We start from the raw sequence: 21,105 nt of genomic DNA, 5'->3' as shown, positions 1-21,105 counted from the left end.
GAATCGCTATGGTCATTATGCCTGCCGCCGACGGGGTGCAGTTTCGCGTGAGTATAAAGGGACGATAGTTTAATTTTTAGCTAATGTTGGGATCGATAACGTTACGTGACGATCAAAGCACGAAATGAGGTAAGCATTTATGGCTGCAGCTCCCGTCTCAGTAGAGCATTAGACCATCCTTAACGATTCAGCCACTTTTTTATGTTGCTTTTTTGTAAACAGATTAACACTTAAAGAAAATCCTGTTATTGTGCCTTATGCGGTACCGGGCATTTACCCTACTAACTACTGTCTCACAGGAGCGTGAAGAGAATCGCCCATCAACAAAAGCGCCGCATTATGACAATGAGAGCGAGGAGATATCGTCGTGCTAGAAGAATACCGTAAGCACGTAGCTGAGCGTGCTGCCCAGGGGATTGTGCCAAAACCTTTAGACGCAACCCAAATGGCTGCGCTTGTCGAGCTGCTGAAGACCCCGCCTGTGGGCGAAGAAGAATTCCTGTTAGACCTGTTGATCAACCGCGTTCCTCCTGGCGTAGATGAAGCCGCTTATGTTAAAGCAGGTTTTCTCGCTGCTGTCGCGAAAGGCGACACCACCTCCCCGCTGGTCTCCCCAGAAAAAGCCATTGAACTGCTGGGCACCATGCAGGGTGGTTACAACATTCATCCGCTGATTGATGCGCTGGACGATGCGAAACTGGCGCCGATTGCTGCCAAAGCGCTGTCTCACACCCTGCTGATGTTCGATAACTTCTACGACGTCGAAGAGAAAGCCAAAGCGGGCAATGAATATGCCAAACAGGTGATGCAATCCTGGGCCGACGCCGAATGGTTCCTGAGCCGTCCGCCGCTGGCGGAAAAAATCACCGTCACCGTTTTCAAAGTGACCGGCGAAACGAATACCGACGATCTCTCTCCGGCGCCGGATGCGTGGTCGAGACCGGATATCCCGTTACATGCGCAGGCGATGCTGAAAAACGCCCGTGAAGGCATTGAGCCGGATCAGCCAGGCGTTGTCGGCCCGATCAAACAAATCGAAGCATTGCAGAAAAAAGGCTACCCGCTGGCTTACGTGGGTGACGTGGTGGGCACCGGTTCTTCCCGTAAATCCGCGACCAACTCCGTGCTGTGGTTCATGGGCGATGACATCCCGAACGTGCCGAATAAGCGCGGCGGCGGCCTGTGCCTCGGCGGCAAAATTGCGCCTATCTTCTTTAACACTATGGAAGATGCGGGCGCGCTGCCGATTGAAGTTGACGTTTCTAACCTGAATATGGGCGATGTGATTGACGTCTACCCGTACAAAGGCGAAGTGCGTAACCACGAAACCGGCGAGCTACTGGCAACCTTCGAACTGAAAACCGACGTGCTGATCGACGAAGTGCGTGCCGGTGGTCGTATTCCGCTGATTATCGGCCGTGGCCTGACCACCAAAGCGCGTGAAGCGCTGGGACTGCCGCACTCAGACGTTTTCCGTCAGGCAAAAGACGTGGCGGAAAGCAGCCGTGGCTTCTCTCTGGCGCAGAAAATGGTCGGTCGCGCCTGCGGCGTGAAAGGTATCCGTCCGGGCGCGTACTGCGAACCGAAAATGACCTCCGTCGGTTCTCAGGATACTACTGGCCCGATGACCCGCGATGAGCTGAAAGACCTGGCCTGTCTGGGATTCTCCGCCGATCTGGTCATGCAGTCGTTCTGTCACACCGCAGCCTATCCGAAGCCGGTTGACGTCACCACGCACCACACGCTGCCAGACTTCATTATGAACCGCGGCGGTGTCTCCCTGCGTCCGGGCGACGGCGTGATCCACTCCTGGCTGAACCGTATGCTGTTGCCGGATACCGTCGGTACCGGCGGCGACTCCCATACCCGTTTCCCGATTGGTATCTCTTTCCCGGCGGGCTCTGGTCTGGTTGCGTTTGCCGCCGCGACTGGCGTGATGCCGCTGGATATGCCGGAATCCGTGCTGGTGCGCTTCAAAGGCAAAATGCAGCCGGGCATCACCCTGCGCGATTTGGTCCATGCCATCCCGCTGTACGCCATCAAACAGGGCCTGCTGACCGTTGAGAAGAAAGGCAAGAAAAACATCTTCTCTGGCCGCATCCTGGAAATCGAAGGTCTGCCGGATCTGAAAGTGGAGCAGGCGTTTGAGCTGACCGATGCTTCTGCCGAGCGTTCCGCTGCGGGTTGTACCATCAAGTTGAACAAAGAGCCGATCATTGAATACCTGACCTCCAACATCGTCCTGCTGAAGTGGATGATTGCGGAAGGCTACGGCGACCGTCGTACGCTGGAACGCCGTATCCAGGGCATGGAAAAATGGCTGGCGGATCCGCAACTGCTGGAAGCCGATGCCGACGCGGAATACGCGGCGGTGATCGACATCGATCTGGCGGATATCAAAGAGCCAATCCTGTGCGCGCCGAACGATCCGGACGACGCGCGTCTGCTGTCTGACGTGCAGGGCGAGAAGATCGACGAAGTGTTCATCGGTTCCTGCATGACCAACATCGGCCACTTCCGCGCGGCCGGTAAGCTGCTGGATAGCCACAAAGGCCAACTGCCGACTCGCCTGTGGGTAGCGCCGCCAACCCGTATGGACGCCGCGCAGCTGACCGAAGAAGGTTACTACAGCGTGTTCGGTAAGAGCGGTGCGCGTATTGAGATCCCAGGTTGTTCCCTGTGTATGGGTAACCAGGCGCGTGTGGCTGACGGTGCGACGGTGGTTTCCACTTCTACCCGTAACTTCCCGAACCGTTTAGGTACCGGTGCGAACGTCTTCCTGGCCTCTGCGGAGCTGGCGGCGGTTGCGGCGCTTATCGGCAAACTGCCGACGCCGGAAGAGTACCAGACCTACGTGGCGCAGGTGGATAAGACGGCGGTGGATACCTACCGTTATCTGAACTTCGACCAGCTCTCTCAGTACACTGAGAAAGCAGATGGGGTGATTTTCCAGACTGCGGTGTAAAAGTGACTGGCCCGGATTTCCGGGCCAGTTTTTACCGCGAAGAATCGTAATAAAAATGGATATCCAGGTTTTCATCGGGCTTGAAGTTTTTTTGTTTAAACTCCAGGGTTAACGGATCAATTTGTTTTAGCGGGTAATTAAAGCAGGGGACAACCACTTCAGTCTCATCCTTCTTATGAATGCGCAAGGTAAAGTCGCCAATGATACCCTCTTTCCAGTTAGCGCCAGTTTTCAGAATATAGCCCAGATAGCCCCAGCCGATATTCGCGCTACCGTCTTCGTTTTTATATTTTATTCCTGCATCCAGCTGTTTTAACGCCTTGCGAGTGGCGGCGGTCAGGCATTGATCGCCGAACTCATCACCAAGGAGACTGTCAAGGTCGTCAGGCACGCCGGTGGACGTACTGGGCGTGTATGAGTGGTGAATAACGATCTCCTTGCCCGCCGGAAAACGTTGTTGCCAGATAAAATATTGTTGAACGGCAATATTCAGATAGCCGTCATCAAACCACTCTGACGGTAATTGCTGTTTTCCCTCTTTATATCCTTCTTCAATAGAGGCTTTGCCCTCGCGATTGAGGACATGGCGTAGCTGTGGGATCGTCCAGCCGGTTTGCAGTAGTTTCGCCGTAATGTCTTCTTCACCTTTACCGCCTAAGTCATGGATGACTCGCCAGCGGGACTCGCTTTTAACCGGTTTACCATCCACGCTGATCTTAAAGTTGGCAATACCTTCTGTGCGATCTCCCATATATCGTTGGGAAATAGCCGGCATCGGAAAGGCTACCGGAACGGTAATATCCTGCGCCGAATGATTAATAAATACATAATCGACATTGATACAATCGCTGGCAATCAACAATCGCTCTTTCGCCATGCTGATCTCATTTTGTTGCAGAAATTCAATGGAACCATTGGTTTCCCCGACCGCCGAGTCGTTTGCATAAGCATGGTAACTGGTAATAAAACACAGGAGTACGCTCAGCCATTTAAAATATGTCATACCGGTGCATTCCATGTCCGAAACATAATCATTATCATAATCCGGCGAGTGCCGTTTTTCGAGGGAAGAAAAATGCGGTATTATTTATTTTTATTATTAATAATTTGCCAAAATACATTTGCCGAAGAAATAAAGCCATTGCCACAAGGTGATACCTGGCGCAAATATATTGCCCTGTCGCTGCGCGATGAAGAAGGGCTTGAGGATGGGCTGTTTAACCTGCGGCGGATTGAAGCAAACAGTAGCATTGCTTACGTTTGTGGCTTAATAAAAGACAAAAACGATAATTTTCTGACGGATGGGCAAAATCAATATCATCTTTATGACCGCGTGATGGCGATAGGTTATCGCTGGAGTTGGGGCAGCGTTGTGCGCTTTGATAAAACCATTGCTTCGCCGCAGGATGTTCACTGCCATTATGGTAAAAACGTACCGTTAACGTCTGCACTCTTACGTGAGCAGGTCGCCGCGCAAGGGCGCAAAAATATTTGCCAGCCGGTAAAAGCCAGCGACCCGCTGCGAAGCGATATTCTGAACGGCCTGCGCGCCAGTTATATTGGCGACAGCAATAGCTTAACCCTTAACGGCCCGCTGCCGACGGTAAAATTTATCGTCGAAGACCTTTGCGCCACGGAAAATTATGCTTACTTTTTGGGTAAGGCGACGGGAGATAAAACGAGTTTTTTTATCCATGATGACGCCAATAATCGGCTTCGCGTCGTGCTGAAAAAATCCCCGGATGGCGTGTGGCGCCCGCAGCCGGAAAACAACCTGCTGACACAACAATCTAAAGTGAGCGGCGGGTACTATAGCGATGGCACGCTGCGAGAAACCGATTTAGCGCAACTGGCGCAGGCGTGCAGGGTGGAGGGGGATACCGTTAACCTCACCGGCACGCTTCGCCAGCAGGGTGACGGCGAGTCCGCTTACTGGACCCTGACCCCGGATAACCCCCTTGCCTGCGTGCGCGATGCCAATAAGCAGCAGCCTGGCTGGAACCAGACGATGCAACTGGTGCTAACCCCACAAGAGCGGGAATCGCTCAACAATTTGGTCGGTAAAAAAGTCAGCGTCGGCGGCGATATTTTTCTGGCGCTGAGCGCCTCGCATCATACGCCGCTGTTACTGGATAATATTTTTCGCTTAACGGAAATAAAGTGAATGAGAAAGTTATGGGTTATAGGAATGCTATTGATGCTATGCGGCAACGCTGATGCGGCGGCTAAATTACAGTATTTACACGTTACTAACGGTGGGATGATGGCATTTTACGATGACGGTAACGCAAAAATGTGCGCGCGCTGCGAACCGATGGTGCAGAATCTCAAATCAATGAATAACAAGGCGCCTTATGCCCGTTGGAAACAGATGGGGGATGTCATAAAACTGAAGTCGCCAAATGGCGAGAGTGATTATGAATTTTACCAGCAGGGTGAAATTCTTTCTACCTGGTGGATTTTTAATTATAAGACGCTTCATGCGCTCGTGGATTTGAGTGAGTAAAGCGTTTTATGCCATCATTCGTACATAGACGATAAAGAATAAAACGTCACTGCCAAATTTTCCGCAGGCCGGAAATTTTTCTGCTTAAATTCCAGCGTAGTGGCGTTAATCCGCGTCAGCGGCGGCTGAAAGCAGGTGGTTATCGCATCGCCGTGAAGGCGCAGCGTAAACTCGCCGATGTCTCCCTCTTTCCACGCGGGATCACCGGTTAGCACCACATCCATCCGGTTTTGCCCCAAAGCGCCTGCCGGGCCTTGCGTCGCCATTAACTGATCCAGCGCCTGCTGTATTTGCTGGCGGTTTTCCGCCGTCGGGCAGGTGTTGTCATCGTCCAGTTCATCCGTTGACATTAGCGCGCTGAGTGACACGCTCGGGGTATAAACCTGGTGGATCGTCACCGCTTTCCCCGCCGGAAAGGTCTGCTGCCAGACGAAGTTGCGCTGGATAGTAAATTGCGGCTGATTATCCTTAAACCATTCCGGCGGCAGCGCCGGGAGATCCACCGGAGGCGAAAATTCACCGTCGCTTAGCGCGGCGATCAGTTGCTCCACCGTCCAGCCAGCCTGCTGAAGTTTATCGGTGATCTCTTCCTGCGGAGCATTCAGTACTACGGTCCAGCGTGGTTGCGGGGTCACGATCTGACCATCGACGCGGATTTTAATGTTGCGGATGCCGGGGATGTAATCTTCGCCAACTTCGTTAACGTCGCTAAATGACAGCGGCGGCATGGGGAAAACGACAGGAACGATAATATCCTGCGCGGTCGGATTCACAAACAAATAATCGGCATTAATCCGATCTCGTTCAATTAACAGACGCTCTTTCGCCAGTTGAATATCGCTCTGTGCCAGTAAATGCAATGAACTATTCGCCACGGCCTCATTGGCTTGCGCCGGATGAGGCAATACTGCCAGCAATAACGGGAAACCGAACGCGATCTTTTTCATGAGCAAATGATTACTGATAATAACGCAAAGCACTATTATGGCACCCTCAATGCAATTTTTCGACGGTCACGTTCATGCGTTATTTTTTATTGGTGTTGATGATGATTTGTTGCAATTTATATGCATCAGATATGTTCCCGCTGAAGCCTGATGAAAATCCACGCGGCGCTATTGCATTAACGCTACGCGAGGAGGTTGGGCTATTAAACGCCCGCTTCGATATCAAGCGGATTGAAATCAACGAGACGCGCGAACTGGCCTATTTTTGCGGCCTGCTAAAAGATACTGACGGTCAGTATATTAAAGATGAAGATGATAAATATTATCTCTTCGATCGTATTCTGCTGGACAGCGGTACCGAAGGGTGGGTGAGTACGGTTTACCTGGATGAAGAGTTTAGCGCGCCGGAGCAAGCGAAGTGCCACTTTGCCGGGAATGTTGACCTGAAGTCACAGGAATTACGCGCGCTGGTGAAACAGTACGGGCGCATCGCAGCTTGCCTGCCGGTAGAAAAAGGCGATCCGTTGCGCACGCAACTGCTTGACGCGGTACGTGAAAACTACGTTGGCGATCTTAATCGTAAAACAATGCTGAATAATACGCCTGTGCCATCCTTTGTGGTGACGCAGCTATGCGCGGCGCAAAAATATGCCTATTTTTGTGGCGAACCTGCCAATGCCGATGCTGACTGGTATAGTCAGGATAGTAAAAAGCTGGATGTGGTATTGCAGAAAGACGCTAATAATACATGGTGGTTGCCCGTTCCTCAATTTCAGGGCATTAGTCGCCAAAGCTCACTGGCCTGGTGTAACCACAGCACCGACATTTTGCCAGTCAAAACGGTTGAAGAAATGGCGAAAAAACGGCAACAGCGCTGCGTGCGGGAAGGCGATACCGTGTCATTGCGCGGAATACTGGCAGAGCAAAAAAGCGGCGCGCAGCGTTATTGGGTGGTTAAACTCGAAGAACCGTTAACCTGCGTCCAGGATGCCGACATGCGGACAGCCGACTGGAATGGGCAAGTGCAACTCTTGTTGAGCGATGAGATCATAGAAAGAGTTAAAGTACAGTACGGCGACGATTTGTTAAACCAAGAAATTGTTGTCACAGGTGATGTTTTACTGGCATTAAGTTCAGATCACCACACGCCACTGGTACTGGAGAATATTGTGAAACTCATGCCCGTGATGGAGGGGCCGGGCTGGTGATGTGAGACTCCCCATTTTTAATGCCTGCGCTCTTCCGGCACATAATAAAAGGTCATCGACAGATCGTTTTCCGGCTTCTGCGGAGCTGGCGGCGGTGGATACTTACCGTTATCTGAACTTCGACCAGCTCTCTCAGTACACTGAGAAAGCGGACGGCGTGATTTTCCAGACTGCGGTGTAACAGAGACGGGCCCGGATTTCCGGGCCCGAATGGCGCTTCTTATTTATTATTACGCTTCACTTCCCGTAGCCCCGGCAAATACGTAATTACCCCGCCCATTATTGCCCCGGCTACAATCGCTGGAATAAGCATAATCAATACTTCACCATATATTAATGGTAGTATGCTTATGTCAAAACCATATCGCGCAAAATTAAACAGCGTCGTGATCAGACCACCTGCAATGGCGCAAAGGATCATCCTGTTAATTATTTTTTGATATAATTTCAGGGGTATCAGCGCGCAGGCGACACCGGTTAACCATGCGGGGAGGAGACTGTATATCCAGCCGGTAATAATCACTAATTCTGGTATTGTTCTGCAGAAATAGAACAAAAATGAGTCTGGTCCGCCAATAATGGCGGGTAAAAAGTTTATGATACCTATCGCGATGGCTGCGCCTATTAACGGCCCAAGCAGAATAAACCAACCGCTATGATAAATTATTCGTCGAAATACAGACATAATGTATCCTTCCTGAATTTTCCTTCAACCGTCTGACAAAAAATACAACTCACTACGGCTTCTCTGCTGATATCGCCCATTGCTGGAGCTCAGTTGAAAAGCGCTTATCAAGTAGCCAACAATTTCATGACAAGGACCCGGATGATAAGGAAGCGTCTGAAAGACTAGCAGGCGTCGGCGTGGGCAGGGTATTGATGATTTCTGAAAAAACGCCAGAGGGACACCGGGCTGGTAATGCTATAACTGGATGAGGGGCAGCCATTTTTAATGCCTGCGCTCTTCCGGCACATAATAAAAGTTCATCTAAACGGCGCGCTGCCTGATGTGAAATTTGTCGTCGAGTTTTCGCTTAACGAAGATTAAGTGAATGTAAGCGTGATGGATGATGGACATTTCCTTGCGGCAACGCCTATATCCCCAGCACTTCCGGCACCAGCTCTTCCAGTTGCCTGACCAGTTCAGGGTCCATATAGCGGTAGTCATCGGGGATATCGAGTACGTGCAGGGGCTTATTTTCAATAATACGACGATATTCAGCCATCAACCGATCTTTATGTTTCTGCTCCATAACGCAGATAACGTCAGCCCACTGAAGTAACCCGCACGACACGCTTTTTTTGGCGTTGCGGCTGGTGCCGGCGGAACGGACGCTAAGGCCGGGATAGCGGCGGAACACCTGCTCCGCCGTGGGGCTGCGCCATTGATTACGGCTGCATATGAAAAGCACATTCATTAAATAAATACTCTTCCAGATCGCGCTTCGCTAACGGCGAGTTTGTCAGTCGTGGAGACTCAATACCCCACGGTGCGGCACGTAGCACTTTGTCGGAGCGCGTGTAGATATATTGAAGCGCTAGAGTGACTTTCTGTATGAATAATAAACCGTTTTGGCATTTTTATTTTATCTTTTGTGCGCCCCGCTGTTTTTCTTTCACCGTGCTGCGATAATTACCTCAAGGCGCAATGCGGTATTGGCGCATTGCCAGGGCAGAGGAAAACAATTATGGATTACGAATTTCTGCGCGACGTTACCGGAGGGGTAAAAGTACGAATGTCGATGGGCCACGAGGTGGTCGGTCACTGGTTTAATGAAGAGGTTAAAGACAATCTCTCGCTACTGGATGAAGTAGAACAAGCCGCGCGTACGGTCAAAGGCAGCGAACGCTCCTGGCAACGAGCAGGGCATGAATACACGATCTGGATGGACGGCGAAGAGGTGATGATTCGCGCCAATCAGCTGGATTTTTCCGGCGATGAGATGGAAGAGGGGATGAGTTATTACGATGAAGAGAGTTTATCCCTGTGCGGCATGGAGGATTTTCTGCGGGTCGTCGCCGCGTATCGGGAATTCGTCAGTAAAGCCTGACCCTCTCTTCGTTATTGTCCCGCAACGCCAGTCGACGGACAGTTGGGGGCGGTAGTGGAAACGAAATCACCACACATTCCAGCCGGGAGTATCCCGGCTTTTTTATTGCAGAATGATTTTTTGATTTTTATTAATCATTTTAAAACTGTGATCTGACGCGTTTGTGATCTTAATTTGATTGAATATAATCGTTATGATTTTATTCAATCACAACAAGCAACAGGCGGTAAGACCATGAACATCAAAAAAGCAATAGAGCGCGTACCCGGCGGCATGATGGTCGTACCGCTCGTTATTGGCGCAGTCATTAACACCTTCGCTCCACAGGCGCTTGAGATCGGCGGTTTTACCACCGCCTTATTTAAAAATGGCGCGGCGCCGCTGATTGGCGCTTTTCTGCTGTGTATGGGAGCCGGTATCAGTGTGAAAGCCGCGCCCCAGGCGTTATTGCAGGGCGGGACGATTACGCTCACTAAGTTGCTTGTCGCCATCGGCATTGGCCTGGGCGTGGAGCATCTTTTCGGCGCGGAGGGTATTTTTGGCCTGAGCGGCGTGGCGATTATCGCGGCGATGAGCAATTCGAATGGCGGACTTTATGCTGCGCTGGTAGGCGAATTCGGCAATGAGCGCGACGTCGGCGCTATCTCTATTTTGTCTCTTAATGATGGCCCTTTCTTTACGATGATTGCGCTGGGCGCGGCAGGGATGGCGAACATTCCCATTATGGCGCTGGTGGCGGTGCTGGTTCCGCTAGTTGTCGGCATGATCCTCGGCAATCTTGATCCTCATATGCGCGATTTTTTGACCAAAGGCGGCCCGCTGCTCATTCCTTTCTTTGCTTTTGCGCTGGGGGCGGGCATCAACCTGGAAATGTTACTGCAAGGCGGACTTGCCGGAATTCTGCTCGGCGTGCTGACAACGTTCGTTGGCGGTTTCTTTAATATTCGCGCAGATCGTCTGGTTGGCGGAACTGGCATTGCCGGGGCGGCGGCCTCCAGTACCGCGGGTAATGCCGTTGCGACGCCGCTGGCTATTGCGCAGGCCGACCCTTCGCTCGCCGAGGTGGCCGCTGCTGCCGCTCCGCTGATTGCCGCCTCGGTGATCACCACGGCAATCCTGACGCCAGTGTTGACCTCCTGGGTTGCGAAAAAACAGGCGCGTCAGGCTTCTTTGGAGAAAAACGCATGAAAATGATGGTTATCGCCGATGATTTTACCGGATCGAATGATACCGGCGTCCAGTTGGCGAAGAAGGGGGCGAGAACGGAAGTCATGTTGAGCGCGTCGCAAAAACCGTCCCGCCGCGCCGATGTGTTAGTCATTAACACCGAAAGCCGGGCGATGCCCGCAGATCAGGCGGCATCTGCCGTTTATGCCGCGCTTTCCCCGTGGTGTGAGACATCGCCAGCGCCGCTGGTGTACAAAAAAATCGACTCTACATTTCGCGGCAATATCGGCGCCGAAGTGACGGCGGCCATGCGCGCCAGTCAGCGAAAACTGGCCGTTATCGCCGCCGCGATCCCTGCGGCCGGACGCACGACGCTTGAAGGAAAATGTCTGGTTAATGGCGTCCCGCTACTGGAAACCGAATTTGCCAGCGATCCGAAAACGCCCATTGTCTCTTCCCGTATTGCCGAGATAGTGGCGTTGCAAAGTGAGATCCCTGTGTATGAAGTCTTTTTGCAGGATGTCCGACGCGGCGGGTTAAGCGCCTTACTTACGGCTTATGCGGCTGAGGGCGAAGGGATTATCGTCGTGGATGCGGTAGAAGAGCGGGACCTGACGTTGATTGCGCAAGCGGCGTGCGAACAACCGTCGATGCCGCTGCTCGTCGGCGCAGCTGGTCTGGCGAATGCGTTGCCGGTTGAACTTTTTATGCAAGACCGGCAGCGGCTGCCGGTGCTGGTGGTGGCCGGTTCGATGAGCGAAGCCACGCGACGTCAGGTGGATAATGCGCTGTGCCGGGGACGTGCGGAGGTCGTGGATATTGATGCCGCGCGCATGGTGTCGGATAGCGCGGAACAGGAAATCGCGTCTGTCGTAGAGCAGGCCTGCGCGCTGTTAAGTCAGCATCGACATACGATATTACGCACCAGCCGTCGCGCAGAAGATCGACAGTTAATCGACGCTCTGTGCGAAAAATTCGCGATGAGCCGTCAGCAATTGGGCGAGCGACTGAGCCAGCGGCTTGGCGTCGTCACGTTAAACATTATCGAGCAGGCGCGGATTGGCGGGCTGTTTCTGACCGGCGGCGATATCGCTACCGCCGTCGCCGGCGCGCTTGGCGCTGAAGGTTATCGCATTCAAAGTGAGGTGGCGCCCTGTATTCCCTGTGGAACGTTTGTAAACAGCGAAATTGACGATCTGCCGGTCATTACCAAAGCGGGCGGATTCGGTTCAGACAGTACGTTGTGTGACGCGCTTTATTATATTGAGGAGATGTATTGTGGAGACTAAAACCGTTGCCATTACCATGGGCGATCCAGCGGGCATTGGGCCGGAAATTATTGTTAAAGCGCTAAGCGAAGACGGTCTCAACGGCGCGCCGCTGGTGGTTATTGGATGCCTCGCAACGTTGAAACGTTTACAGGCGAAGGGCATCACGCCGAACGTTGAGCTACGGGCCATTGAACGGGTCGCCGAAGCGCGTTTTGCGCCCGGCATCATTCATGTGATTGATGAGCCGCTGGCGCAGCCGGAGGCGCTGGAGGCCGGGAAAGTTCAGGCGCAGGCGGGGGATTTAGCGTATCGCTGCGTGAAGCGCGCCACCGAGTTAGCGCTACGGGGCGACGTACAGGCTATCGCTACCGCGCCGCTGAATAAAGAGGCGCTGCACCTGGCAGGGCACAACTATCCGGGCCATACCGAGCTGCTCGCGACCCTGACCCATAGCCGCGATTACGCGATGGTACTTTACACCGATAAACTAAAAGTGATTCACGTTTCAACGCATATCGCGCTGCGTAAATTCCTTGATACGTTAAGTACCACGCGTGTCGAAACGGTGATTGGTATTGCTGATACTTTCCTCAAGCGTGTGGGTTACGTTAAACCGCGTATCGCCGTGGCAGGCGTGAATCCTCATGCGGGCGAGAATGGCCTGTTTGGCGATGAAGAGACGCGTATCCTGACACCAGCCATTACCGATGCCCGCGCAAAAGGTATGGACGTTTATGGGCCGTGTCCGCCGGATACTGTATTTCTCCAGGCTTATGAGGGGCAGTATGATATGGTGGTGGCGATGTATCATGACCAGGGACATATCCCGTTGAAATTGCTTGGCTTTTATGATGGCGTGAATATCACCGCGGGGCTGCCGTTTATTCGGACCTCTGCCGATCATGGCACCGCATTTGATATCGCCTGGACGGGAAAAGCAAAATCTGAGAGCATGGCCGTATCGATCAAACTGGCAATGCAACTGGCATAATTCCCTGTTATGAAAGGACAACACCGTCTGGATCTCATTGTGGCGTATCTGAAAAACCATACGCTGGTTACGGTAGAACAGCTGGTTGAGGCGGTTGACGCATCGCCAGCCACTATCCGTCGCGATTTGATCAAGCTGGATGAGCAGGGCGTGATCAGCCGTAGTCATGGCGGCGTGGCGCTGCGGCGTTTTGAACCCGCCCAGCCCACCACCAATGAAAAACAACTGCGATCGCCCGCTGAAAAACGGGCGATCGCACGCGTTGCCGCATCGCTGGTCAATGCTGGCGATGCCGTCGTGCTGGATGCCGGTACGACAATGATGGAGCTGGCGAAATGCTTAACCCATCTTCCGCTGCGGGTCATCACCGTCGATCTGCATATTGCGCTGTTTTTAGCTGAGTTCCGGCAAATTGAAGTGACGATTGTCGGCGGTCGTATCGATGACAGCAGTCAGTCCTGTATCGGTGAGCATGGGCGTAAGCTGTTGCGCAGCGTTTATCCGAACATCGCGTTTATGAGCTGTAATTCATGGGGGGTAAAAACGGGCGTGACGACCCCAACGGAAGATAAGGCCGGGCTTAAACAGGAGATTATTGCTAATGCGCAGCGCAAAGTGTTGCTGGCGGACAGCAGTAAGTATGGCGCGCATTCGCTCTTTAATGTGGTGCCGCTTGAGCGCTTTAATGACGTGATTACCGACGTCAATCTGCCGCCGTCAGCACAGGTTGAACTGAAAGGGCGCGCTTTTGCGCTAACGCTGGTGCAGCCGGAGTGACAGCGCCGTCAGGCGCTGCCAGTGGTGAATCAGACCGCCGAAATATTGCGGCCGTAGTAAATCTCGCGCATCTCTTTCCACAGCGCGGCGGTGATCTCCTGGCGTTCGGTTTCAGTGAGATCTTCCGGTTTGGTGTGAAACATGTAGTGCTTAAGATCGAACTCTTTAAGCAGCATCTTGGTATGGAAAATATTTTCCTGATACACGTTTACATCCACCATGTCATACAGCGACTTCATATCTTCCGACATAAAATTCTGAATAGAATTAATCTCATGATCGATAAAGTGCTTCATACCGTTGACGTCGCGCGTAAAGCCGCGCACGCGGTAATCGATGGTGACAATATCGGACTCTAGCTGGTGGATCAGGTAATTGAGCGCTTTTAGCGGTGAAATCACCCCGCAGGTTGACACTTCGATGTCGGCGCGAAAGGTGCATAGCCCGCCTTCCGGATGGCTTTCCGGATAGGTATGCACACAGATATGGCTCTTATCGAGGTGCGCCACCACGGTTTCCGGCAGCGGGCCGGGATGTTCGGTTTGATCGATAAGTTTCGGGTCGATCGGCTCTTCGCTCACCAGAATCGTGACGCTGGCACCCTGGGGTTCATAATCCTGACGGGCGATGTTCAGGATGTTCGCGCCGATAATGGAGCAGGTCTCCGACAGGATCTCGGTCAGTCGGTTGGCGTTATAGAGTTCATCGATATAGGCGATATAGCCATCGCGCTCTTCTGCGGTTTTGGCGTAGCAGATATCGTAAATACAAAAACTCAGGCTTTTCGTCAGATTGTTAAAGCCATGCAGTTTCAGCTTTTTCAATTTTTATCACCTCCTTAACGTCACTGTGCGGACAGTGCGTCATGTAGATATTGCGGTAGCGCAAATGCAGCGGCATGAATAGCCGGGTTGTAATAGCGACATTTAAGGCCGGCGGCATGAAAACGCGCCTGAATAATTTCGCTCGACAGGTGACGAAGAGCGCCGTTGTCCGTCGCCCAGGCGAAGGTCATAATGCCGCCGTAATAGGTCGGAATCGCCGCCTGGTAGAAGCCGACATCGCTGAAGTAATGACTCAGCTTGCGGTGGCTGTCGAGCGCTTCATCCTGTTGCAGGAAGCACACGCCGTTCTGGGCGACAAAAATGCCGCCCGGATTCAGGCAACGCTTACAGCCTTCATAAAAGGCGGAGGTAAACAGGCTTTCGCCGGGGCCTATCGGATCGGTACAGTCGGAAATGATCACATCAAAGGTCTGATGGGTCTGATTGACGAAATTCACGCCGTCGTCGATCACCAGCGTAAAGCGCGGATCGTCGTAGCTGCCGGCATTGTGGTTGGGTAAATACTGGCGGCAAAACGAGACTACGCCAGCGTCGATCTCCACCATGGTGATGGTTTCGACATTTTTATGCCGGGTAACTTCACGTAGCATTGCGCCGTCGCCGCCGCCGATAATCAGAACGTGTTTCGCATGACCGTGCGCCAGCAGCGGGACGTGGGTCATCATTTCATGATAAATAAACTCGTCGCGTTCGGTGGTCTGTACCACGCCGTCCAGCGCCATCACGCGGCCAAAAGCGGCGTTTTCAAAGATGATTAAATCCTGGTGATCGGTTTTTTCATGATACAGAACGTTGTCTACGGCAAAGTACTGACCAAACTGGTCGTGTAGCGTTTCATGCCACATCGTATTTTCGGCCATTGGCTGATACCTCCATTGTTAACACCCGTAAAAAAAGGGCGCAACATCATAGCTAACAATGACCGTGGATGCACGGTCATTATTTCAGCAATAGGATCGCGGAGGATTATTTAACGTAGGCTAACAGGCTCAGAGAATCGCGGGCCAGAGCTTTGCATTTTTTAGCGACCGGAATACCGATGCCGCTAAGATCGCGGTAGCTGTCTTCGCCCAACGATTTCATATCGAAGGTGTCGTAGTTACTCAGGTCCCACTGATTTTGCTGGGCAAAAAAGACCAGCGCACGGCGAATCTGACTGTTGGGTAAATTTTGGTAACCACAGTCATTTTTCAGAAAAACGAAAACCGCCGTTAAATCGGCCATATCTTCAGCTTCGGATTCAGTAAGCGCATAGCTATTTGCGCATAAGGCCATCAGGCTGCCAAACAACACGGGTCTGAAAAACGTCTTCATTGCTTCTACCACGGCATCAGGGAAAGTCAACGTTAGCATACTGAGAACGTAGCGACGACTTTTATTATCAGGATTGGTCGCGGCGTTTTCATTCTTATTGTATTGCTGTCAGGAATGGTAAAGACGTGTTGCTGGCTTGACCTTCCCGTTAGGGCAGGGTCTAAGCTTAGACACCCGCCTGTTCATTATAAGGAAATGATTATGTTACGCCGTGATTTCTTAAAATATTCAGTGGCGCTGGGGGTTGCATCAGCGCTGCCGCTGTGGAGCCGCGCCGCTTTTGCCGCCGAACGTCCCGCGTTGCCTATTCCTGACCTGTTAACGGCAGATGCGAGCAACCGTATGCAGTTAATTGTTAAAGCCGGACAGTCCACATTCGCCGGTAAGAACGCGACAACCTGGGGCTACAACGGTAATTTGCTGGGGCCAGCGGTACAGCTTCACAAAGGAAAAAGCGTGACCGTTGATATCCATAACCAACTGGCCGAAGACACGACGCTTCACTGGCATGGTCTGGAGATTCCGGGCATCGTCGACGGCGGCCCGCAGGGGATTATTCCCGCAGGCGGAACCCGCACGGTGACGTTTACGCCGCAGCAACGCGCCGCGACCTGCTGGATTCATCCGCACAAACACGGCAAAACCGGGCGCCAGGTGGCGATGGGCCTTGCCGGGCTGGTGCTGATTGAAGATGACGAGATTCGCAAATTGCGCCTGCCGAAACAGTGGGGCATCGACGATGTGCCGGTGATCATTCAGGACAAACGCTTCTCCGCCGATGGCCAGATTGATTATCAACTGGATATTATGACCGCCGCCGTCGGCTGGTTTGGCGATACGCTGCTGACCAATGGCGCTATCTATCCGCAGCATTCCGCGCCGAAAGGCTGGCTACGTCTGCGCTTGCTAAATGGCTGTAATGCGCGTTCGCTGAATATCGCCGCCAGCGATAATCGCCCGCTTTATGTGATCGCCAGCGACGGCGGCCTGCTGGCGGAGCCGGTGAAAGTCACCGAACTGCCGTTATTAATGGGCGAGCGTTTTGAAGTGCTGGTGGATATCAGCGACGGGAAAGCCTTTGATCTGGTGACCCTGCCGGTCAGCCAGATGGGAATGGCGATCGCTCCGTTTGATAAACCGCATCCGGTGATGCGTATCCAGCCGCTGCGGATTACCGCCTCCGGTACGCTGCCGGATACGTTGACGACGATGCCGGCGCTGCCGTCGCTGGAAGGGCTGACGGTGCGCAACCTGAAACTGTCGATGGACCCACGCCTTGATATGATGGGGATGCAAATGCTGATGAAGAAATATGGCGCTCAGGCGATGAGCGGCATGGATCATGACAGCATGAGCGCGCATATGCAGGGCGGCAATATGGGGCATGGCGAAATGGATCATGGCAACATGGATCACAGCGGGATGAATCATGGCGCGATGGGCAATATGAATCACAGCGGAAAATTCGACTTCCATAACGCTAACTTTATCAACGGCCAGGTCTTCGATATGAACAAACCGATGTTCGCGGCGCAAAAAGGCCGACATGAACGTTGGGTCATTTCCGGCGTGGGCGACATGATGCTGCATCCTTTCCATATTCACGGCACGCAGTTCCGTATTCTGTCAGAGAACGGCAAAGCGCCAGCGGCGCACAGAACGGGCTGGAAGGATACGGTACGCGTTGAGGGTGGTATCAGCGAAGTGCTGGTCAAGTTCGATCACGACGCGCCGAAGGAACATGCCTATATGGCGCACTGTCATCTGTTAGAACATGAAGATACGGGAATGATGTTAGGATTTACGGTCTAATCGATGTCTGTGACGCAGGCCGGGTAAGGCGAAGCCGCCACCCGGCACAATGCCCGGCATACGCCGGGCATTAATGGTTATTTCGCGTCGTCAGGCAAAGCATAGGCCACGATATAGTCGCCCATCTTCGTACCAAACGAACCGTGGCCTCCGGCAGAAACGACCACGTACTGCTTACCGTTTACCTCATAGGTCATCGGTGTTGCCTGGCCTCCGGCGGGTAAACGTCCCTGCCACAGTTTTTCCCCGTTGCTCATGTTATAAGCGCGCAGGTAGTTGTCGGCGGTCGCGGCAATGAACAGTACGTTACCGGCGGTTGAGATTGGCCCGCCGAGCATGGGCATCCCCATGTTGAACGGCACCGGAACCGGCATCGGGAACGGCATACTGTCGCGCGGCGTCCCTATACGTTTCTTCCATACGATTTCATTGGTCTTCAGATCCAACGCGGAAATATAGCCCCAGGCCGGTTGTTTACACGGCAGGCCAAACGGCGAAAGGAACGGATTCAGCGTGACGCCGAACGGTACGCCGTACTGTGGCTGAATACCCGCTTCTGTTCCGGTACCTTTCGCGTCTTTCGGCGGTTCCATTGGATTGCCAGGGCCGCGTGGGATCAGTTTCGAGACAAACGGCAGCGCCATCGGGTTAGCGATAGCGACCTGACGGTCTGGATCGACGGAAATACCGCCCCATTCAAACATCCCCAGGTTGCCAGGGAATACCAATGTCCCCTGCTCGGACGGCGGGGTGAAGATACCTTCATAGCGCAACTGGTGGAACATAACGCGGCACACCAGTTGGTCGAACATGGTCGCGCCCCACATATCCGCGCCGGAGAGATCTTTTTTCGGGCGGAAGGTTAAATCAGAGAACGGCTGAGTTTTGGCGACGTAATCGCCTTTTGCCGCGCCCTGTGGGACCGGTTTTTCCGGAGCGGGCACGACCAGCTCGCCATTACGTCTGTCGAGCACAAAGATATTACCGGTTTTCGCTGGCGCATAGATAACCGGAACGGTAGTACCGTCAACGGTAATATCTGCCAGCGTCGGCTGTGCCGGCAGGTCCATATCCCACAGATCGTGATGGACGGTCTGATAACTCCAGGCCAGTTTCCCGGTGGTGGCATTCAGCGCCAGGATGGAGCTGGCATAACGTTCCTGCTCCGGCGTGCGGTTACCGCCCCAGATATCCGGCGTGGTCACGCCCATCGGCAGATAGACCAGATCCAGTTTCGCATCATAGGCGGCAGGCGCCCAGGAGTTCGGCGAGTTAAAGGTAAAAGCGTGCTCATCGGCTGGAATCGCGTTCGGATCTTTCGCCCCCGGATCGAAGGCCCACATGAGTTTACCGCTATTAACATCAAAACCACGGATAACGCCGGACGTTTCGCGGGTAGAGAAGTTATCCGTGACCGAACCGGCAATGACAATTGTTTTATCGGTGATAATCGGCGGCGACGTCGGTTCATACAGTCCCGGCGTGGTGTCCGGCATATTGGTTTGCAGATTCAGGACGCCTTTGTTGGCGAAGGTTTCACACAGCTTGCCGGTTTCGGCATTCACCGCGAAAAGGCGACCGTCATTGACCGGAAGGATAATGCGGCGCGGACAGTCGGCGATGACCTCCGACGAGGCGGTATCCGCTTTGGCCTCATGATAAGAGACGCCGCGGCAGGTCACATGCTGGAAAGACGAATCGGTCTTCAACTGAGGATCAAAATGCCACTTCTCTTTACCGCTGGCGGCGTCCAGCGCGAACAGACGCTGGTGAGCCGTACACAGATAAAGCGTATCGCCGACTTTAATCGGGGTCACTTCGTTGGTGATTTCGCCCGGATCGTTGGGTTGTTTCAGATCGCCGGTGCGGAAGACCCACGCTTCTTTCAGTTGGTGAACGTTATCCGCAGTGATCTGTTTCAGCGGCGAATAGCGTTGGCCTTCCTGATTACGTCCATAGGCCGGCCAGTCTTCGTCGGCGATCGACGAGCTTGTTGCGGCGGGTGTGGCGTCGGCGCGAAGCGTACCGTTGATCTCCTGCGGGTCGTTGAAGCCAGCCCAGGTCAGAATGCCGCCGCTAATCAGCAGCGCCACGACCAGTGCCGCTACTGCGCCGCTGGAAGGAACTACCAGCCGATGCCAGACAAACGGCAATATTAGCCAGATGCCGAAAAACACCAGGATATCGCTACGCGGCGTGAGCGCCCAGAAGTCGAACCCGACTTCCCACACGCCCCAAATCATTGTCGCCAGCAGCAGGGCGGCATACAGCCACAGCGCGGCACGTTTACTGCGCCATAGCAATCCGGCCACAACCAGCATCACGAGGCCCGCGATGGGGTAGTACCAGGAACCGCCAATAGCAACCAGCCAGACACCTCCGATAAGAAGATATAGCCCACAAAGTGCTGCAAAGAGGGCCGTCAGCGTCACGAGTAATCGTGGCGATCGTGCGTTATTTTCTGCCATAAAAAGACACCATCCCAAATTGTTAATTTTTTAGTAGCAATTAAGTATAGGAATTAACATGTGTGATCGTCATCACAAAATGAGCTTTCTTATCAAATGCCGCGAATGAATACGTTTGCTGTTATACTGCGTGCCTTGCGCGTCAATGCGGCGTTATTAGTCACCGGCATTGAGTGATTTGTTTTTAAATCATATGGTTATAAATATGAAACATACTGTTGAAGTCATGATCCCCGAAGCGGAGATCAAAGCACGTATTGCCGAGCTGGGTCGTCAGATTACCGAACGTTATAAAGACAGCGGCAGTGAAATGGTGCTGGTAGGTCTGTTGCGTGGCTCATTTATGTTTATGGCGGACCTGTGCCGTGAAGTTCAGGTTCCTCATGAAGTCGATTTTATGACCGCCTCCAGCTATGGTAGCGGCATGTCCACCACCCGCGACGTGAAAATCCTCAAAGATCTGGATGAGGATATTCGCGGTAAAGACGTGCTGATTGTTGAAGACATTATTGATTCCGGTAATACGCTGTCGAAGGTCCGTGAAATCCTGGGCCTGCGCGAGCCGAAATCGCTGGCGATTTGTACGCTGCTGGATAAACCGTCTCGCCGCGAAGTGGACGTGCCGGTTGAGTTCGTTGGCTTTTCGATTCCGGACGAATTTGTAGTCGGTTACGGTATCGACTACGCCCAGCGTTATCGCCATCTACCGTATGTTGGTAAAGTGGTGCTGCTGGACGAGTAAGCGCAGAAATGCCGGATGGCGTCGCTAAAGCGACTTATCCG

Annotated in this window: 19 protein-coding genes and 1 pseudogene; 12 read left to right on the top strand and 8 right to left on the bottom strand. The window is 53.0% G+C overall.

Annotated features, from left to right (window positions below; translation table 11 throughout):
• The first annotated feature begins 367 nt into the window (after window positions 1–367).
• On the top strand, window positions 368–2,965 hold the full coding sequence (gene acnB / locus NA986_RS20370; RefSeq protein ID WP_000888959.1) for a bifunctional aconitate hydratase 2/2-methylisocitrate dehydratase: 2,598 nt from the start codon (window positions 368–370) through the stop codon (window positions 2,963–2,965).
• Window positions 2,966–2,996: 31 nt separating this feature from the next.
• On the opposite strand, the gene NA986_RS20365 is transcribed toward acnB, so the two are convergent.
• The gene (locus NA986_RS20365) at window positions 2,997–3,968 is read right to left on the bottom strand and encodes a DUF4424 family protein (RefSeq protein WP_023216317.1); all 972 of its coding nucleotides are present in this window, start codon (window positions 3,966–3,968) and stop codon (window positions 2,997–2,999) included.
• A gap of 138 nt (window positions 3,969–4,106) precedes the next feature.
• Here NA986_RS20365 and NA986_RS20360 point away from each other — a divergent pair, with 138 nt between their 5' ends.
• Window positions 4,107–5,129: a DUF4431 domain-containing protein gene (locus NA986_RS20360; RefSeq protein WP_240890606.1), complete on the top strand. Its 1,023-nt coding sequence runs from the start codon at window positions 4,107–4,109 to the stop codon at window positions 5,127–5,129.
• Window positions 5,130–5,471, top strand: coding sequence for a hypothetical protein (locus NA986_RS20355; RefSeq protein ID WP_001230267.1), 342 nt, complete (start codon window positions 5,130–5,132; stop codon window positions 5,469–5,471). It begins immediately after the preceding gene.
• Window positions 5,472–5,485: 14 nt separating this feature from the next.
• On the opposite strand, the gene NA986_RS20350 is transcribed toward NA986_RS20355, so the two are convergent.
• Complete coding sequence (locus NA986_RS20350; protein WP_023216316.1) at window positions 5,486–6,418, bottom strand: DUF4424 family protein; 933 nt, start codon at window positions 6,416–6,418, stop codon at window positions 5,486–5,488.
• Window positions 6,419–6,492: 74 nt separating this feature from the next.
• On the opposite strand from NA986_RS20350, the gene NA986_RS20345 reads away from it, so the two are divergent.
• Window positions 6,493–7,626 carry a DUF4431 domain-containing protein gene (locus NA986_RS20345; protein ID WP_023216315.1) on the top strand — a complete coding sequence of 378 codons (1,134 nt, stop codon included), beginning with the start codon at window positions 6,493–6,495 and terminating at the stop codon, window positions 7,624–7,626.
• Between the two features lie 88 nt (window positions 7,627–7,714).
• Window positions 7,715–7,807, top strand: a pseudogene (locus NA986_RS20340) (hypothetical protein); the annotation flags it as partial.
• 39 nt (window positions 7,808–7,846) lie between these two features.
• Here the strand turns inward: NA986_RS20340 and NA986_RS20335 are convergent.
• Window positions 7,847–8,311, bottom strand: a complete 465-nt coding sequence (locus NA986_RS20335) for a hypothetical protein (protein ID WP_023216314.1) — start codon at window positions 8,309–8,311, stop codon at window positions 7,847–7,849.
• 409 nt (window positions 8,312–8,720) lie between these two features.
• Window positions 8,721–9,044, bottom strand: a complete 324-nt coding sequence (locus tag NA986_RS20330) for a low molecular weight protein tyrosine phosphatase family protein (RefSeq protein WP_001101536.1) — start codon at window positions 9,042–9,044, stop codon at window positions 8,721–8,723.
• A 270-nt stretch (window positions 9,045–9,314) separates the two neighbouring features.
• On the opposite strand from NA986_RS20330, the gene yacL reads away from it, so the two are divergent.
• The 5 genes from yacL to NA986_RS20305 all read left to right on the top strand — a co-directional run bounded on the left by yacL (window position 9,315) and on the right by NA986_RS20305 (window position 13,883).
• Window positions 9,315–9,677 (top strand): protein YacL, encoded by a 363-nt coding sequence (gene yacL / locus NA986_RS20325; protein ID WP_000384308.1) that lies wholly within the window; start codon window positions 9,315–9,317, stop codon window positions 9,675–9,677.
• 234 nt (window positions 9,678–9,911) lie between these two features.
• On the top strand, window positions 9,912–10,865 hold the full coding sequence (locus NA986_RS20320; RefSeq protein ID WP_001022089.1) for a 2-keto-3-deoxygluconate permease 1: 954 nt from the start codon (window positions 9,912–9,914) through the stop codon (window positions 10,863–10,865).
• Window positions 10,862–12,133, top strand: a complete 1,272-nt coding sequence (gene dtnK, locus NA986_RS20315) for a D-threonate kinase (RefSeq protein WP_000783300.1) — start codon at window positions 10,862–10,864, stop codon at window positions 12,131–12,133. The genes NA986_RS20320 and dtnK overlap by 4 nt, the downstream gene beginning before the upstream one ends.
• On the top strand, window positions 12,123–13,106 hold the full coding sequence (locus NA986_RS20310; RefSeq protein WP_000448749.1) for a D-threonate 4-phosphate dehydrogenase: 984 nt from the start codon (window positions 12,123–12,125) through the stop codon (window positions 13,104–13,106). Before dtnK ends, NA986_RS20310 begins: the two co-directional genes overlap by 11 nt.
• A gap of 9 nt (window positions 13,107–13,115) precedes the next feature.
• A complete protein-coding gene (locus tag NA986_RS20305) occupies window positions 13,116–13,883 on the top strand; it encodes a DeoR/GlpR family DNA-binding transcription regulator (RefSeq protein WP_000678254.1) in 768 nt (255 codons plus the stop codon).
• A gap of 29 nt (window positions 13,884–13,912) precedes the next feature.
• Here NA986_RS20305 and speD read toward each other — a convergent pair whose 3' ends face one another.
• The 3 genes from speD to NA986_RS20290 form a co-directional block, all read right to left on the bottom strand.
• The gene (gene speD / locus NA986_RS20300) at window positions 13,913–14,707 is read right to left on the bottom strand and encodes an adenosylmethionine decarboxylase (protein ID WP_000734276.1); all 795 of its coding nucleotides are present in this window, start codon (window positions 14,705–14,707) and stop codon (window positions 13,913–13,915) included.
• A 20-nt stretch (window positions 14,708–14,727) separates the two neighbouring features.
• Entirely contained in the window at window positions 14,728–15,588 is an 861-nt protein-coding gene (gene speE / locus NA986_RS20295) for a polyamine aminopropyltransferase (RefSeq protein ID WP_000829973.1), read from the bottom strand.
• Between the two features lie 106 nt (window positions 15,589–15,694).
• Window positions 15,695–16,042 (bottom strand): YacC family pilotin-like protein, encoded by a 348-nt coding sequence (locus tag NA986_RS20290; RefSeq protein WP_000846613.1) that lies wholly within the window; start codon window positions 16,040–16,042, stop codon window positions 15,695–15,697.
• Between the two features lie 201 nt (window positions 16,043–16,243).
• On the opposite strand from NA986_RS20290, the gene cueO reads away from it, so the two are divergent.
• A complete protein-coding gene (gene cueO / locus NA986_RS20285) occupies window positions 16,244–17,854 on the top strand; it encodes a multicopper oxidase CueO (protein ID WP_023216311.1) in 1,611 nt (536 codons plus the stop codon).
• 77 nt (window positions 17,855–17,931) lie between these two features.
• Here the strand turns inward: cueO and NA986_RS20280 are convergent, their stop codons facing one another.
• Window positions 17,932–20,322 carry a glucose/quinate/shikimate family membrane-bound PQQ-dependent dehydrogenase gene (locus tag NA986_RS20280; RefSeq protein WP_023216310.1) on the bottom strand — a complete coding sequence of 797 codons (2,391 nt, stop codon included), beginning with the start codon at window positions 20,320–20,322 and terminating at the stop codon, window positions 17,932–17,934.
• A gap of 205 nt (window positions 20,323–20,527) precedes the next feature.
• Here NA986_RS20280 and hpt point away from each other — a divergent pair, with 205 nt between their 5' ends.
• On the top strand, window positions 20,528–21,064 hold the full coding sequence (gene hpt / locus NA986_RS20275; RefSeq protein WP_000683342.1) for a hypoxanthine phosphoribosyltransferase: 537 nt from the start codon (window positions 20,528–20,530) through the stop codon (window positions 21,062–21,064).
• The last annotated feature ends 41 nt before the right edge of the window (window positions 21,065–21,105 follow it).

Source organism: Salmonella sp. NW177 (genome assembly GCF_051811585.1).
Lineage (GTDB): Bacteria > Pseudomonadota > Gammaproteobacteria > Enterobacterales > Enterobacteriaceae > Salmonella > Salmonella enterica.
Note: the sequence above shows the minus strand (reverse complement) of the source record. Positions and strands in the feature narration are given on the sequence as shown.

What these genes read in the sequence shown, in the direction of transcription:
- yacL (WP_000384308.1), top strand. Translation starts at nt 9,315, where the DNA reads ATGGATTACGAATTTCTGCGCGACGTTACCGGAGGGGTAAAAGTACGA.
- NA986_RS20330 (WP_001101536.1), bottom strand. Translation starts at nt 9,044, where the DNA reads ATGAATGTGCTTTTCATATGCAGCCGTAATCAATGGCGCAGCCCCACG.
- NA986_RS20305 (WP_000678254.1), top strand. Translation starts at nt 13,116, where the DNA reads ATGAAAGGACAACACCGTCTGGATCTCATTGTGGCGTATCTGAAAAAC.
- dtnK (WP_000783300.1), top strand. Translation starts at nt 10,862, where the DNA reads ATGAAAATGATGGTTATCGCCGATGATTTTACCGGATCGAATGATACC.
- NA986_RS20335 (WP_023216314.1), bottom strand. Translation starts at nt 8,311, where the DNA reads ATGTCTGTATTTCGACGAATAATTTATCATAGCGGTTGGTTTATTCTG.
- NA986_RS20280 (WP_023216310.1), bottom strand. Translation starts at nt 20,322, where the DNA reads ATGGCAGAAAATAACGCACGATCGCCACGATTACTCGTGACGCTGACG.
- NA986_RS20365 (WP_023216317.1), bottom strand. Translation starts at nt 3,968, where the DNA reads ATGACATATTTTAAATGGCTGAGCGTACTCCTGTGTTTTATTACCAGT.
- NA986_RS20320 (WP_001022089.1), top strand. Translation starts at nt 9,912, where the DNA reads ATGAACATCAAAAAAGCAATAGAGCGCGTACCCGGCGGCATGATGGTC.
- NA986_RS20355 (WP_001230267.1), top strand. Translation starts at nt 5,130, where the DNA reads ATGAGAAAGTTATGGGTTATAGGAATGCTATTGATGCTATGCGGCAAC.
- speE (WP_000829973.1), bottom strand. Translation starts at nt 15,588, where the DNA reads ATGGCCGAAAATACGATGTGGCATGAAACGCTACACGACCAGTTTGGT.
- NA986_RS20345 (WP_023216315.1), top strand. Translation starts at nt 6,493, where the DNA reads ATGCGTTATTTTTTATTGGTGTTGATGATGATTTGTTGCAATTTATAT.
- hpt (WP_000683342.1), top strand. Translation starts at nt 20,528, where the DNA reads ATGAAACATACTGTTGAAGTCATGATCCCCGAAGCGGAGATCAAAGCA.
- NA986_RS20290 (WP_000846613.1), bottom strand. Translation starts at nt 16,042, where the DNA reads ATGAAGACGTTTTTCAGACCCGTGTTGTTTGGCAGCCTGATGGCCTTA.
- cueO (WP_023216311.1), top strand. Translation starts at nt 16,244, where the DNA reads ATGTTACGCCGTGATTTCTTAAAATATTCAGTGGCGCTGGGGGTTGCA.
- NA986_RS20350 (WP_023216316.1), bottom strand. Translation starts at nt 6,418, where the DNA reads ATGAAAAAGATCGCGTTCGGTTTCCCGTTATTGCTGGCAGTATTGCCT.